Annotated in this window: 15 protein-coding genes; 7 read left to right on the top strand and 8 right to left on the bottom strand. The window is 72.5% G+C overall.

Going from position 1 to position 12,615, the window contains the following annotated elements:
- Nucleotides 1-21 precede the first annotated feature (21 nt).
- Nucleotides 22-846 carry a helix-turn-helix domain-containing protein gene (locus tag ACIQ6Y_RS15745; RefSeq protein ID WP_404038390.1) on the bottom strand — a complete coding sequence of 275 codons (825 nt, stop codon included), beginning with the start codon at nt 844-846 and terminating at the stop codon, nt 22-24.
- A 334-nt stretch (nt 847-1,180) separates the two neighbouring features.
- Between ACIQ6Y_RS15745 and ACIQ6Y_RS15740 the strand changes: the two genes are divergently transcribed.
- Nucleotides 1,181-1,681 carry an ATP-binding protein gene (locus ACIQ6Y_RS15740; protein WP_404038071.1) on the top strand — a complete coding sequence of 167 codons (501 nt, stop codon included), beginning with the start codon at nt 1,181-1,183 and terminating at the stop codon, nt 1,679-1,681.
- 175 nt (nt 1,682-1,856) lie between these two features.
- On the opposite strand, the gene ACIQ6Y_RS15735 is transcribed toward ACIQ6Y_RS15740, so the two are convergent.
- The 5 genes from ACIQ6Y_RS15735 to rpmG all read right to left on the bottom strand — a co-directional run bounded on the left by ACIQ6Y_RS15735 (nt 1,857) and on the right by rpmG (nt 4,554).
- On the bottom strand, nt 1,857-2,075 hold the full coding sequence (locus tag ACIQ6Y_RS15735; RefSeq protein WP_386384292.1) for a DUF397 domain-containing protein: 219 nt from the start codon (nt 2,073-2,075) through the stop codon (nt 1,857-1,859).
- Nucleotides 2,076-2,580: 505 nt separating this feature from the next.
- Nucleotides 2,581-2,814: a 30S ribosomal protein S18 gene (rpsR, locus tag ACIQ6Y_RS15730; RefSeq protein ID WP_404038068.1), complete on the bottom strand. Its 234-nt coding sequence runs from the start codon at nt 2,812-2,814 to the stop codon at nt 2,581-2,583.
- A gap of 5 nt (nt 2,815-2,819) precedes the next feature.
- Nucleotides 2,820-4,133: a GTP-binding protein gene (locus tag ACIQ6Y_RS15725; protein ID WP_404038065.1), complete on the bottom strand. Its 1,314-nt coding sequence runs from the start codon at nt 4,131-4,133 to the stop codon at nt 2,820-2,822.
- Nucleotides 4,133-4,381, bottom strand: coding sequence for a type B 50S ribosomal protein L31 (locus ACIQ6Y_RS15720; RefSeq protein WP_404038062.1), 249 nt, complete (start codon nt 4,379-4,381; stop codon nt 4,133-4,135). Before ACIQ6Y_RS15720 ends, ACIQ6Y_RS15725 begins: the two co-directional genes overlap by 1 nt.
- 8 nt (nt 4,382-4,389) lie before the next feature.
- The gene (gene rpmG, locus ACIQ6Y_RS15715; protein ID WP_030573688.1) at nt 4,390-4,554 is read right to left on the bottom strand and encodes a 50S ribosomal protein L33; all 165 of its coding nucleotides are present in this window, start codon (nt 4,552-4,554) and stop codon (nt 4,390-4,392) included.
- A gap of 71 nt (nt 4,555-4,625) precedes the next feature.
- Here rpmG and rpmB point away from each other — a divergent pair, with 71 nt between their 5' ends.
- The 3 genes from rpmB to ACIQ6Y_RS15700 all read left to right on the top strand — a co-directional run bounded on the left by rpmB (nt 4,626) and on the right by ACIQ6Y_RS15700 (nt 5,777).
- Nucleotides 4,626-4,862, top strand: a complete 237-nt coding sequence (gene rpmB / locus ACIQ6Y_RS15710) for a 50S ribosomal protein L28 (protein ID WP_404038058.1) — start codon at nt 4,626-4,628, stop codon at nt 4,860-4,862.
- Nucleotides 4,862-5,167 carry a 30S ribosomal protein S14 gene (gene rpsN / locus ACIQ6Y_RS15705; RefSeq protein WP_404038055.1) on the top strand — a complete coding sequence of 102 codons (306 nt, stop codon included), beginning with the start codon at nt 4,862-4,864 and terminating at the stop codon, nt 5,165-5,167. Before rpmB ends, rpsN begins: the two co-directional genes overlap by 1 nt.
- Nucleotides 5,168-5,270: 103 nt before the next feature.
- Nucleotides 5,271-5,777, top strand: coding sequence for a hypothetical protein (locus ACIQ6Y_RS15700; protein WP_404038052.1), 507 nt, complete (start codon nt 5,271-5,273; stop codon nt 5,775-5,777).
- A 22-nt stretch (nt 5,778-5,799) separates the two neighbouring features.
- Here the strand turns inward: ACIQ6Y_RS15700 and ACIQ6Y_RS15695 are convergent, their stop codons facing one another.
- Nucleotides 5,800-7,965 carry an FUSC family protein gene (locus ACIQ6Y_RS15695; RefSeq protein ID WP_404038049.1) on the bottom strand — a complete coding sequence of 722 codons (2,166 nt, stop codon included), beginning with the start codon at nt 7,963-7,965 and terminating at the stop codon, nt 5,800-5,802.
- Nucleotides 7,966-8,340: 375 nt separating this feature from the next.
- On the opposite strand from ACIQ6Y_RS15695, the gene ACIQ6Y_RS15690 reads away from it, so the two are divergent.
- Complete coding sequence (locus ACIQ6Y_RS15690; RefSeq protein ID WP_404038046.1) at nt 8,341-8,853, top strand: DUF4232 domain-containing protein; 513 nt, start codon at nt 8,341-8,343, stop codon at nt 8,851-8,853.
- An 11-nt stretch (nt 8,854-8,864) separates the two neighbouring features.
- Here ACIQ6Y_RS15690 and ACIQ6Y_RS15685 read toward each other — a convergent pair whose 3' ends face one another.
- Nucleotides 8,865-10,013 (bottom strand): DUF2786 domain-containing protein, encoded by a 1,149-nt coding sequence (locus ACIQ6Y_RS15685; RefSeq protein WP_404038043.1) that lies wholly within the window; start codon nt 10,011-10,013, stop codon nt 8,865-8,867.
- A gap of 38 nt (nt 10,014-10,051) precedes the next feature.
- Here ACIQ6Y_RS15685 and ACIQ6Y_RS15680 point away from each other — a divergent pair, with 38 nt between their 5' ends.
- Both ACIQ6Y_RS15680 and ACIQ6Y_RS15675 read left to right on the top strand, forming a co-directional pair.
- Nucleotides 10,052-10,786, top strand: a complete 735-nt coding sequence (locus ACIQ6Y_RS15680) for a Clp protease N-terminal domain-containing protein (RefSeq protein ID WP_404038040.1) — start codon at nt 10,052-10,054, stop codon at nt 10,784-10,786.
- 124 nt (nt 10,787-10,910) lie between these two features.
- Nucleotides 10,911-12,599: a bifunctional 3'-5' exonuclease/DNA polymerase gene (locus ACIQ6Y_RS15675; RefSeq protein WP_404038037.1), complete on the top strand. Its 1,689-nt coding sequence runs from the start codon at nt 10,911-10,913 to the stop codon at nt 12,597-12,599.
- Nucleotides 12,600-12,615 lie beyond the last annotated feature (16 nt).

The raw sequence follows: 12,615 nt of genomic DNA, 5'->3' as shown, positions 1-12,615 counted from the left end.
AGGCGTCATCGTACTTGTGTTTCAAGACAGTTGAAGGAGTCCCCGCAGAAGATCCCGGCTCTCGTCCGGCCCCGGACTGTCGCTCTGCAGCTCCTTCAGCGCGGCCTCGTACTGGGCGACGTCCTCGGGCTTGTCGAGGTAGAGCGCACTGGTGAGCTGTTCGAGGTAGACGACGTCCGAGAGGTCGGACTCGGGGAAGCTGAGGATGGTGAAGGCACCGCTCTCGCCGGAGTGCCCGCCGAAGCTGAACGGCATGATCTGCAGGCGGACGTTGGGCCGCTCGGAGATGTCGATGAGGTGCTGGAGCTGGCCGCGCATCACCGCGCGGTCGCCGTAGGGGCGGCGCAGGGACGCCTCGTCGAGGACGATGTGGAAGTCGGGGGCGTTCTCCGCGACGAGGTGCTTCTGCCGCTCCAGACGCAGGGCCACACGCCGCTCCACGTCGGCCTCGCTCGCGCCCTTCATGCCGCGCCGCACGACCGCGCGGGCGTACTCCTCGGTTTGCAGCAGCCCGTGCACGAACTGCACCTCGTAGGCACGGATGATCGAGGCCGCGCCCTCCAGGCCCACATAGGTGGGGAACCAGTTGGGCAGCACGTCCGAGTAACTGTGCCACCAGCCCGCGACATTGGCCTCGCGGGCGAGCGAGACCAGCGCCGTGCGCTCCGTCTCGTCGGTGACGCCGTACAGGGTCAACAGGTCTTCGACGTCCCTCGTCTTGAAGCTCACCCGGCCCAGCTCCATCCGGCTGATCTTCGACTCGGAGGCGCGGATCGAGTAGCCCGCCGCCTCGCGGGTGATCCCGCGCGCCTCGCGCAGTCGCCTGAGTTGCGAGCCGAGCAGCATCCGCCGCACCACCGATCCGGGCTCTCCCGCGCTCACTTCGCCAGCCTCCCCAACCGTCTTCAGGGCCCGCAGTCTGCCACTAAAACACTCCGAGCAGTACTCGCCCGATTACAGAGACGGAAAGAAGCCAAAGATTCAACTGCGAACAAGTGCGTCGGCTGGGCGACGAGCAGGCGGAAGATGGCAGAAAAAATGGCTAAGAAGCGGTACGGGACTGACTAATTCGGTCACGTGCACGTGCATCTGCCCTTGCATCTGCCCTACGCATCCGAAACCATGGTCCCGCGCCACCGCTGCATCGCAACGACCGCGAATTACCGGGGGAGTGCCTCGCATGGGGACGAATGGATCGACCATGCTCGAGCCGTTAAGGCAGGGCCTTCCACCGCTGGATCCCTCGGCCGTGTCCAGCGCCGCCTCCTGCGCACTGCCCGCCCGCTACGAAGCGGTCCGCGACGCCCGGCAGTTCACCCGAAGAACTCTCGACCAGTGGGACCTGGGCGACCGCTTCGACGACGTCTGTCTGGTCGTCTCCGAACTCGTCACCAACGCCCTGCGGCACGCCCTGCCGGATTCCGGCACCGGCGTTCCGCAGCATCAGGAGCCTTTTGTACGGCTGCACTTGATGCGGTGGGCCGAGCGGCTGGTGTGCGCCGTGCGTGACCCCAGCAACGACGGCCCGGTCGCGCGCGTCTCGGAGGACTTCTCCGCGGAGTCGGGGCGGGGCCTGTTCCTCGTCGACTCCTTCAGCGACAGCTGGGGCTGGCACCCGCTGGCCGGCACGCTCAGCGGGAAGGTCGTCTGGGCGCTGTTCCGGCTGCGGCCGGAGGGGTGACGCCGGCCGACGGTGTGGCTTCGGCCGACGGTGTGACTCCAGGCGGAAGGATGACTCCGGCTGAGGGCGTGAGGAACCGCGGCACGTCCCGCCGTCCTGCCGTCACCCCTCTACGCGCGTCACCGCGCCCAGGAGCACCGCGTCCGGGACTCTCTGCCGAGCCCCGTGCCAGACGTCATCCCGCTATCAGGTGATCGAACTCGCCGTCCTTGATGCCGAGCAGCATCGCCTCGATCTCGGCACGGGTGTAGACCAGCGCCGGGCCGTCGGGAAAGTTCGAGTTGCGCACCGCCACGCGGCCGCCCGGCAGGCGGGCGAACTCCACGCATGATCCCTGCGAATTGCTGTGGCGGCTTTTCTGCCAGGCCACGTCCCGCAGCTTCGTCGCGGCCATGCCGTTGTACACGTCGTGGTCCACAGGTCGCTCCCCGGTGGTGCACTGGCTGGTGTGGCCATTGATGCAGTGGTCAACTGAGCCGGATCATAACCCTGTTCATGTGCAGTTGCATGGGCAGATGCACGTGCACGCGGGGTGGTCCTGTGGTTACAGCGGCGCCGACGCCGTCATGTGCGGTGTTGCAGCGCCTTCCCCAGAGATCGCACTACATGCGACCGCCAGCCCCCGTCCGTGGTCATCCACGCCTTGCGTCGCTCCGGGGGGGCCGGATCGAATCCGCCGCCCCTCAGATAGAGACGCATCAGGCGGGCTTGGTGTTCCACGGTCGGGGGCACGGATCGGTGCCGGTGATTGGCCGAAACCGGACCCGGAGCATCCGGATGTCCGGCGGGGAGCGACCTGAGGGAGTTCTCCAGGCTGAGGGTGTTCGACAGGGAGCGACCCTGAGGGTGTTCGGCAGCGAGCGCCCCGAAGGTGTTCGGCGACGCGCCGGGAGGAGCCGTCAGCGGGTGCCGTACGGCAGGAGTGCCATCTCCCGGGCGTTCTTGATCGCGCGTGCCAGTTGACGCTGCTGCTGGGAGGAGACACGCGTCACGCGACGGCTGCGGATCTTTCCGCGGTCGGAGATGAACTTCCGTAGCAGATCGGTGTCCTTGTAGTCGATGTACGTGATCCGCGCCTGGTCCAGCGGATTGGGGCGGTTCTTGGCGGGCTTGCGGTCGCTTTTGCGGGGCATGGGTCTCAAACCTCCAGAAGTGTGTCGAAGGGATGCGGAAGTTGACGCCAGGCCTCGCGCCCGGCGGCGTACTCGGCGTCGGTCAGCAGGCAGGACTCCAGCAGCTCGGCGAGTCCGTCGCGGTCGAGACCGGGAGACGTGAACACCAGGTGCTGGCAGCGGTCGCCGTGCTCGGGGTGCCAGTCCAGAGCGGCCGCGGCGCGGCGTACCGGCGGCACCATCTCCCAGGCCGCGTCGGGCAGGGACGCGAGCCACGGCCCCGCGCTCTCCACGCACAGGGCTCCGCCGGCGGCGTCCCAGTGCAGCAGCGTGTCCGGCTTGTCGGCCAGCCAGAACCGCCCTCGGCTGCGGGCTGCCGCGCAGGTCAGGTCCTCCAGCGCCACGTAGAGCCGCTCGGGGTGGAAGGGCCGGTGACGCCGCCAGACGAAGGTCGAGACACCGCGCGCGTCCGCCTCCACGGGCAGCAGCGCACACGCGGGGTGCTGCGCGGCTGCGGCGGCCTCGACGTCGAACCCGGCGAGGGCGGCCCGGGCCAGCGGAGGGTGGCGGTCCGGGCTCGGGGCACCTGCATGTGCTGCTGCGGGTGCACCGGAGGAGGGCTCCGCCTCTGGGGGCAAGCCGGTCGACGCCTCCGTACGGCCGCTGGTCCTGTCTATCGACACGTCCGTCGATGCGTCATCCAGCCCGCCACCCGGCGCAGACGCCGCCCCCAGCTCACCCCACCCCCCGGCGGAGCCGATCCGCACGCGCCGAGCCGTCGGATGCAACTGCACGAGCAGCTCCCGGTCCTCGTCGTCGGCCTCCTCCGAGTCGGCCACGGCAAGGACAGGGGCGTACTCCAGCTGGCGCGCGAAGGTGTCGGCGACCGTGCGCTGGTCGGTGGCGGCCGCGGCGAGGCCGCGTTCGGCGAGGTCGTCGCCGTTGCCGAGGCAGGGCAGCAGGAGTGCCGGGTCGACGGCGGTGATGACGCCGGTGACGGTGAGGCCGCCTGCGGTGATCACCTCGGCCATCGCCTTGGGTTCGACGGAGTCCCACAGCTCGACGATCGCGAGCGGGCTGGTGCCCGCGTCCTGGATGCGTTCCAGCTCGGGCACCAGGTCCTCGCGCAGGGCGCAGCAGGCGCAGTCGTTGACCAGGGGCGCCTCGCCCGTGGAGAGGACCCCGGAGGCGTCCCGGACGGTGCGGACGACCGTGCCCGCCGGGGCCGTGGCGAGGTCGTGGTGGAGGGCGACGCTGCCGGGCACCTCGGTGAGCAGCTGCCCGACGGCCGCCCGGCGCGCGTCGGCGTGCAGGCCGGCGACGATGACGACGGAGAGCATCAGCCCCTCTTCCCGTACCGGCGTTCGAAGCGCTCGACGCGTCCGGCGGTGTCCAGGACGCGGGCCGTGCCCGTGTAGAAGGGGTGGCTGACGTTCGAGATCTCGACGTCCACGACCGGGTAGGTGTGGCCGTCCTCCCACTCGATCGTCTTCTCGCTCGTCATGGTCGAGCGGGTGAGGAAGGCGTGGTCCGCGGCGCGGTCACGGAAGACGACCGGGCCGTAGGGCGGGTGGATTCCCTTGCGCATGGCGGGGTTCAGCGCTCCTCTCGGAAGTCGACGTGCCGGCCGGCGACCGGGTCGTACTTGCGCAGGGTCATGCGGTCCGGGTCGTTTCGGCGGTTCTTGCGGGTGACGTACGTGTAGCCGGTTCCGGCGGTGGACCGGAGTTTGATGACCGGGCGGAGTTCGTTGCGTGCCATGGCGCTATGCTACTGAAAATGATTTCCATTTACACATCGGACTCCAAGAGATTCGAGAGAGGTGCATCACCGTGTCCGCGCACTGCATGCTGACCGGCACCAAGCCCGGCTTCGGCAACGCGATCTCCCACTCCCACCGGCGGACCTCCCGCCGCTTCGACCCGAACATCCAGATCAAGCGCTACTGGCTGCCGAGCGAGGGCCGGTACGTCCGGCTGAAGCTGAGCACCAAGGCGATCAAGACGGTCGACGCGATCGGCGTCGAGGCGGCGGTTGCGCGCATCCGCGCGCGGGGGGTGAAGATCTGATGGCCAAGAAGAGCAAGATCGCGAAGAACGAGAAGCGACAGGAGACCGTCGCCCGCTACGCCGCACGGCGGGCCGAGCTGAAGGAGATCATCCGCAGGCCGTCCTCCACCGACGCCGAACGCCTCGCCGCCCAGCGCGAGCTGCGCCGCCAGCCACGCGACGCGAGCCCCACGCGCGTCCGCAACCGCGACCAGGTGGACGGCCGTCCGCGCGGCTACTTCCGTACGTTCGGACTCTCGCGCGTGTCCCTGCGGGAGCAGGCGCACGCGGGGTATCTGCCCGGCGTGCGCAAGTCGTCCTGGTAGCACCGGTGCCGGACCTCACAGGAGCCGCCGGGGTTACGGGCTGGTAGCTTGCTGCGCGTCGAGGCGTCCGACCGGCTCACCCTGGGGGCTTGCAGTGAATACGGTGACGTACGCGCGCGTGGCGCGCAGGCGGATGCGGTTCGCCGCGGCGACCGCGGGACTGGCGGGCCTGCTCGTGCTGAGCGGGTGCAGCGACGGCGGCGGCTCCGACGACGACTCCTCGCCCACCGCGAGCGCCACGCCGACCGCCGCGCAGACCCAGGAGACCGGCGGCAGTACGTCCTCCCCCGAGGGCGGCCTGGAGGGCAGCTGGCTCACCACCTCCGGCGGCAGCGCGGTCGCCCTGGTGATCACCGGTGACGAGGCGGCCCTGTTCGGCTCCAAGGGCGCGGTGTGCAGCGGCTCGGCGTCGGCGCGGTCGATCCGCCTGACCTGCGCAGACGGCGACGACTCCCGGTCCTCCGGCACGGTCGACTCCGTCAGCGGCGACAGCCTGAAGGTCACCTGGAGCGGCGACCTCGGCCAGGAGACCTACCAGCGCGCAGAGGGCGGCACGCTGCCCTCGGGCCTGCCGACGGCGGGCCTGCCGACGGCGGGACTCGGCCAGTGACGCGAACGGTGCGCTGAAGCGCTCAACGGGCCGCGGAATCCCTCGGGTTCCGCGGCCCGTCCCGTTCCCCGCCCGTGGTCCCCGTAGCCCCCGTAGCCCCCGTAGCCCCCGTGGTCCCCGTGGTCATCGGCGGTACGGCGGTGTCGAGCGCCTCGGAGAGCTCGGTGAGGTGCCGCAGCAGCAGGCGGGCGCTCTGCTGCACGACCGTGTCCGCGACGTCGGCCCATTCGGGGTCCTCCAGGGCGTCCCGTACGGCCGTCCAGTCCGGCACCCGGCGCTCCCGTACGGCGCGGGCGCCCGCCTCGGTGGCCGTGCGCAGCGCGTCGGCGAGCCGGGCGGCGGGCGGCAGCGCGGGCGCGTCACGGTCCGGGAGGTGGGCCTCCATGAGCATCGCCACGCGGCCCGTCTGGGTCAGCGCCTCCTCGGCGTCGTCGGCGGTGACCCGGGACAGGCCCCGGTGGCGCACCGGCTCCCCGGCGGCACGGGCCACCGCGGCGTGCCAGGCCGCGCGGGCGGACCTGGCCGCGAGGAGCGCCTCGCGGACCTCGGCGAGCGACGTGTCGGCGGGCTCGGCGTAGTGCCGTACGACCGCAGCGGCGTAGCGGCCCTGCGCGGCCAGCCAGTCGGCGAGGTGGGCACGTAGCCGCGGGGTCTCCCAGGCCGGGTAGACGGCGTACGCCACCATCGCCAGCACCCCGCCCAGCAGGGTGAGCAGCACGCGCTCGGGCACGGTCTGCGTCCACTGCTCGCCGCCCATGCCGAGCAGGAAGACGACGTACGCCGCGACGCACGCCTGGGCGGCGAACTGGCCGGTGCGCATAAGGAGGTACATCAGCGCGGCACTGGCCACGGCGAGCGCGCCGGACACCTCGGGGTCGGCGCCGGTGAGCTGGAGGACGCCCGTGGCGACGGCCACGCCGACGAGGGTGCCCGCGAAACGCGCGACCGCGCGGCTGTACGTCTGCGTGAAGTCCGGCCGCATGATCATCACGGCGGCGAGGGGCGCCCAGTAGCCGTGCCCGAACGGCAGGGCGGTGCCGAGGAGGTAGCCGGCGCAGGCCACCACGGTGACGCGGACGGCGTGCCGGACGACGGGTGAGGAGTGGTGCCGCAGCTCGTCGCGCATGCCCTTGAGCGCGACCGGCACCAGGGACAGGAGGGACGGTCTGCGCAGGTGGGCGGCGGGGCTCGGGCCGTCCGCCGGCTCGCCGCCCGCCGTCTCCACCACGTCCTGCAGGAGCCGGCCGAGGCGGGTGGCCGCGCGGTGGGGGGCGCCCTTGAGGACCGATCCGGTGTCCGGGGTGCGGAAGGCGGCGACCGCGGCGGGCGGGAGATCGACGGCGGTGCCGTGGCGGATGGCATGGGCGGTGGCGTCCAGGACGGCGGCGGCCGCTCCGAGCAGCTCCCGCGCGCGGTCGCGTTCCGGGCCGTTCGGCGGCACGCCGACGGCCGGGTCGGCGAGGGAGGCGAGCACCGGGCGGATGCGCTCGGCGAGGCCGCGGGCGCCGCGCAGCTCGGCCGGGCGGCGGCGGGCCTGGCGCGGGGTGAGCACCGCCGCGGCCCGGGCCTCCATCAGCGGCACCGGGTCGAACGGCGCGACCGGGTCCTGCCGCAGCCGGCGCGCGTAGTCGGCCTCGGCGGCGAGGGCGTCGGCCAGCACGTCCCGCTGGCGCCCCCAGCGCCGTACGGGAAACAGCACGATCAGGGCCGCCTGGATCAGCCCGCCGGCGACCATCGTCGCCGCGTGCACACCCGCGTCGGCGACCGAGGTCGGCAGGGTGACGGTGACCAGCATCATCGCCACGTTCGAGGACGCGATCATCCCTGTCGTCGGGCCCGCGGCCCAGCTCAGCCCGGCCACGAAGGTCCACACGGCCAACAGCCCCAGGAACAGCACCAGGTGCGAGATCGTCAGATAACCGAGGAACGTCGACACCGCCAGGCTCGCCCCCGACGCCAGCGCCAGCTGCGGCCTCGGCCGCCAACTGCGCTGGAACGTCGCGATCGCCGCCTGGAACGCCCCGAACGCCGAACTCGCCGCCGCCTCCGGCCCCAGCGCCCACAGGCACACCCCGATGGTGATCCCCAGCCCCACCGCCCCACGCAACGCGACCAACGGCTCCAGCCGGGCCCGCTCCAGCGTGAGCCCCGAGCGCGAGGTCTCTTTCAGCGCTCGGAACCAGGTCATTTTGTCAGCGTACGGGAGATATGGGGCGCTTGTGGGGAGGGCGGGGTGGGTCTGCCGGGGGCCTTGAGGCGTGTACGTGGCGGGGTGGGGGCGGGTGCGGGGAGGGGGGCGAGGGGCGTGCGCGGCGCGTCCGCGGGGGCCCCGCAGGGGGATGCATGCCCCGGCCGGCGGCAGGGTGTCCCGGGAGAAGGGCGGCGCACGTTCCTGGAGGGGTGGCACGCGGGCCCGGAGGGGTAACGGCACGCGCCCCCGCAGGGGAAAGGCGCGTGCCCCCGTAGAGGGACGCGAGTGCCCCCGTAAGGGGACGGGCGCGCGCGGGACGGGATGTCGTGCGGGATGATCCAAGGGCATCGACCCGAGCCCTGAGGACCAGCCATGCGCGCCCTTCGTATCACCGTGACCGCTCTCGCCGCGAGCCTCGTGCTGACCGCCTGTGACAGTGAGGGCGGCGACACCGACAGCAAGCCCCGGGCCGGTGAGCCCTGTGCGATCGGGTCGGTTCGTATCGCGGTCGGCCCCGCGAATGTCGCGCCCGCTGCCGGGGACACCGGGAACGTGCCGGTCACCGTCACCAACCCCGGCCCCGAGTGCACCCTGAAGGGCTTCCCCGAGGTCGTCCTGGACACGGGCCACCACTCCGTCGAGGTCCCGGCGGACAAGGCCGCGAAGGCCGGCGAACTGACGCTGGCCGAGGGCACCGCCGCCTCCTTCACCCTGACCTACGTCAGGGGCGCGGAGGGCGACGGCAGTCTCGCCGTACGGACGCTGCGGATCGCCCTGCCCGGCTCGTCCGAGCAGCGGGACTTCGACTGGTCGAACTACGGCCCGGTGGCCGGGACCGACACGCCGCAGGCGTCGTTCACGGCCTTCCAGCAGGCCGGGGACTGATCGGCGGCGCGTCAGCCGAGGCGACGGCGGGAGCGGACCTCGGCGTGGTCCGCGGCGCGGGCGCCCTCGGTCCAGCCCGCCTCGTCGCTGATCCCACGCAGCCGGCTCGTGGTCGTCTCCGGGAACAGGCGGTCGGTCGCGGCGCCGACCGCGACCTCGCGGGAGGCCAGGACCGGGAGCAGGTCGTCGCTGACCTGCGTCTCGGCGGCCGCCGCGAGCCGCGTGCCGACGCGATGCGCGTACGCGGCCAGGAACGACTGCCGGAAGGTCTTGGTCCGTTTCCGCCCGCCGGCCCGCTGCGCGGCCTCCGCCCTGGTCATGGCGGAGGTCGCCTGCACGAGCAGCGAGGCGTAGAGCAGCTCGACCGCCTCCAGATCGGCCTCGAACCCGACGACCGTGGAGAAGCCGAGCGGCTCGTTCCACACCGCGCGGCAGTGGTTGGCCGTCGCCACCGCGTCCAGCAGCACCGCCTTGGCCTGCTCGTACGGCGGCTCAACCCCGATCCGGCACGCGGCGGGCGCGTCCGGGTCGGGCGCCTGCGCGGCCAGCAGGGCTTCGTCGACGCTGTGCCGCGCCATCAGCTCCTGCGCCTTGGCGCTCAGCGCCTCGGCCTCCTCCGGATAGCCGGTCGCCTCGGCCTTGGCGAGCAGCGCGCGGATGCGGGTGAGCATGCGGGACTCGGTCCGCGGTGAGCCCTCGGGGCGGTCGAGGGGTTCGAGGACGGGCAGCCTCAGCAGCAGGCGGTACAGCTCCAGAGTGACGGTGGCATTCGTGAAACGGTCCGCGCGCCGCGGGAGTTCCCCGGGCAGTTCGGCGATCTGCGCCGCCCACCGGGGTCCGCGCGGCCGGTCGTCGGGCGCCTGCGCGCGGATCAGCGCCGCCAGCACACGCGCGTGCACGTCGTCCAACTCCCGCCGCACCATCCGTACGACGTCGGCGGGCTGCCAGCCCCGGCGCCAGGCCGCCGCCACGAACTCCCTGCCGCGCCGGTCGAGCTCGGCGTCCGCCGCGGGGTCTGCGGCGAGAAGGGAGGCTGCGGTGTCGAAGGCGCTGTCGGGCGCGTCGCCGTAGAGGGTGGCCTCGAAGGCGCGTTCGACGGTGGTGGGCGTACTCACGGGTCCGATGGTCTCATCAGATGCCTCCGGGAAGGTGTCAACCATCGGTTGACAGTCCCTGGGGTGCAACCTACGGTTGACACATGACGACGAACTCCGCCATCACGTCCTCCGTACGCCTCGACGACCTCATCGCGGCCATCAAGCAGGTCCACGCGGAACCGCTCGAACAGCTCCAGGACGCCGTACTCGCCGGTGAGCACCTGGGTGACGTGGCCGACCACCTGATCGGGCACTTCGTGGACCAGGCCCGCCGCTCCGGCGCCTCCTGGACCGACATCGGCAAGAGCATGGGAGTCACCCGGCAGGCCGCGCAGAAGCGGTTCGTGCCGAAGGAGTCGGCCGACCTCGACCCCAGCCAGGGCTTCAGCCGCTACACGCCCCGCGCGCGGAACGTCATCATGGCCGCGCACAACGAGGCCGTCGCCGCGCGCAACGCCGAGGGGCGGCCCGAGCACCTGGTCCTCGGGCTGCTCGCCGAGCCGGAGGGGCTCGCCGCCAAGGCGATCGTGGCGCAGGGGGTGCTGCTGGACTCCGTCCGCCAGGCCGCGCACGCGGTGCTGCCGGCCGCCGTCGAGGACGCGCCGGAGCTGGTGCCCTACGGGCCCGACGCCAAGAAGGTCCTGGAGCTCACCTTCCGGGAGGCTCTGCGGCTCGGGCACAACTACATCGGGACCGAGCATGTGCTGCTGGCGCTGCTGGAGTTCGAGAACGGGGAAGGTGTGCTGAGCGGGCTCGGTCTCACCAAGGCGGCGGTCGAGGGGTACGTGGCCGAGGCGCTGGCTCTGTTGGTGGCCGAGCGGACTGAGGAGAGCTGACCTTGCCGGGGACGCCGTGGGTGCTGCTGCGGATCGCGGGCTGACCGTCGTTCGTGGCTGGTGGCGCAGTTCCCCGCGCCCCTTTCGGGACGTCGTTGTCAGACCCCCCTGACACACTCGCAGCATGACCGATCGATGGGCGCTCGCTGCGGCCGAGGACGGTGGCGTGGAGGTCGCCGCCCTCGGCCCGGACGGGCTGCCCGCGGGGCCGGTGGTGTGGGAGCCGGAGCTCGCCAGGGCCGTGCGGGGGCGGCCCGAGGTCGCCCGGTGGGTGTGGCGGTCCACCGCCGAGATGTATCCGCGTCTGCTCGCCGCGGGGGTGCGAGTGGAGCGGTGCTACGACATCGAGGACGCCGAGACGCTCCTGCTGGGCCACGAGGGACGGTACGGCGAACCGCGCTCGGCCGCCGCCGCCCTCGCCCGGCTGCGCGGCGGCCCCGTACCGCCCGACCCGCCGCAGCGCGCCGCCGAACCGGGCGCGCAGTCGCCGCTGTTCGAGCCGCAGGGCGTCCATGTGCCGCTGCGGGATCTGATCGACGTGTACGCAGATCAGCAGCGCCGGCATGACGCGACCGCGCACCCGGAGCGCATGCGGCTGCTGACCGCCGCCGAGTCGGCGGGCATGCTCGTGGCCGCCGAGATGAACGCCGCGGGGCTGCCGTGGAGCGCGGACGTCCACCGCGCGGTGCTGAACGAACTGCTCGGCGAGCGGTACGCGGGCGGTGGCGAGCCGCGCCGCCTGGCCGAGCTGGCCGACGAGGTGTCCGCCGCGTTCGGGCGCCGGGTCCGGCCCGATCTGCCGGCCGATGTGATCAAGGCCTTCGCCCAGGCCGGGATCAAGGTCGGCTCGACCCGCCGCTGGGAGCTGGAGACCATCGACCATCCGGCCGTGAAGCCGCTGGTCGAGTACAAGAAGCTGTACCGCATCTGGGTCGCCCACGGCTGGTCCTGGCTGCAGGACTGGGTACGCGAGGGGCGGTTCCGGCCGGAGTTCGTCGCCGGCGGCACCGTCACGGGCCGCTGGGTGACCAACGGCGGAGGCGCGCTGCAGATCCCCCGGGTCATCCGGCGGGCCGTCGTCGCCGACCCCGGCTGGCGGCTGGTCGTCGCCGACGCCGACCAGATGGAACCGCGCGTGCTCGCCGCCATCTCCCGCGACCCCGGACTGATGGAGGTGGCCGGCCGCGAGAGCGACCTCTACCAGTCCGTCTCCGACCGCGCCTTCTCCGGCGACCGCGACCAGGCCAAGATCGCCGTCCTGGGCGCCGTGTACGGGCAGACCTCCGGGGACGGCCTGAAGAACCTCGCCGCGCTCAGACGCCGCTTCCCCCAGGCGGTGGCCTACGTCGACGACGCGGCGCGGGCCGGTGAGGAGGGGCGGCTGGTGCGGACGTGGCTGGGCCGGACCTGTCCCCCGGCCGCGGGGACGGGCGACGCCGCCGAGGAGGCCGGTCTCCCCCAGGACGACGACCCGCAGCCCCCGGCCGGCCAGGAGTGGGTGCCGGGCTACGCCTCCACCAACACGCGTGCCCGCGGCCGCTTCGCCCGCAACTTCGTCGTCCAGGGCAGCGCCGCCGACTGGGCCCTGCTGATGCTCGCCGCCCTGCGCCGGGCCTGCGCGGACCTCTCGGCCGAACTGGTGTTCTTCCAGCACGACGAGGTGATCGTGCACTGTCCGGCGGAGGAGGCCGACACCGTCGTACAAGCCATCAAAGAGGCATCCGACCTGGCCGGACGGCTGACCTTCGGGGAGACGCCGGTGCGGTTCCCGTTCACCACGGCGGTGGTGGAGTGCTATGCCGACGCGAAGTGAGCGCGCCCGCAGCCGC

It is taken from the genome of Streptomyces sp. NPDC096205 (genome assembly GCF_044763135.1).
Classification (GTDB): Bacteria; Actinomycetota; Actinomycetes; order Streptomycetales; family Streptomycetaceae; genus Streptomyces.
The sequence above is the reverse complement of the archived record's forward strand: the minus strand, read 5'-3'. Positions and strand labels throughout refer to the sequence as shown.

Excerpts from the sequence above, each read along its gene's own strand:
- ACIQ6Y_RS15740 (WP_404038071.1), top strand. The coding sequence starts at position 1,181 with ATGGGGACGAATGGATCGACCATGCTCGAGCCGTTAAGGCAGGGCCTT.
- ACIQ6Y_RS15690 (WP_404038046.1), top strand. The coding sequence starts at position 8,341 with ATGCGCGCCCTTCGTATCACCGTGACCGCTCTCGCCGCGAGCCTCGTG.
- ACIQ6Y_RS15680 (WP_404038040.1), top strand. The coding sequence starts at position 10,052 with ATGACGACGAACTCCGCCATCACGTCCTCCGTACGCCTCGACGACCTC.
- ACIQ6Y_RS15695 (WP_404038049.1), bottom strand. The coding sequence starts at position 7,965 with ATGACCTGGTTCCGAGCGCTGAAAGAGACCTCGCGCTCGGGGCTCACG.
- rpsR (WP_404038068.1), bottom strand. The coding sequence starts at position 2,814 with ATGCCCCGCAAAAGCGACCGCAAGCCCGCCAAGAACCGCCCCAATCCG.
- rpsN (WP_404038055.1), top strand. The coding sequence starts at position 4,862 with ATGGCCAAGAAGAGCAAGATCGCGAAGAACGAGAAGCGACAGGAGACC.
- ACIQ6Y_RS15735 (WP_386384292.1), bottom strand. The coding sequence starts at position 2,075 with ATGGCCGCGACGAAGCTGCGGGACGTGGCCTGGCAGAAAAGCCGCCAC.
- rpmG (WP_030573688.1), bottom strand. The coding sequence starts at position 4,554 with ATGGCACGCAACGAACTCCGCCCGGTCATCAAACTCCGGTCCACCGCC.
- ACIQ6Y_RS15685 (WP_404038043.1), bottom strand. The coding sequence starts at position 10,013 with ATGGTTGACACCTTCCCGGAGGCATCTGATGAGACCATCGGACCCGTG.
- ACIQ6Y_RS15675 (WP_404038037.1), top strand. The coding sequence starts at position 10,911 with ATGACCGATCGATGGGCGCTCGCTGCGGCCGAGGACGGTGGCGTGGAG.
- ACIQ6Y_RS15745 (WP_404038390.1), bottom strand. The coding sequence starts at position 846 with ATGCTGCTCGGCTCGCAACTCAGGCGACTGCGCGAGGCGCGCGGGATC.
- ACIQ6Y_RS15725 (WP_404038065.1), bottom strand. The coding sequence starts at position 4,133 with ATGCTCTCCGTCGTCATCGTCGCCGGCCTGCACGCCGACGCGCGCCGG.
- ACIQ6Y_RS15720 (WP_404038062.1), bottom strand. The coding sequence starts at position 4,381 with ATGCGCAAGGGAATCCACCCGCCCTACGGCCCGGTCGTCTTCCGTGAC.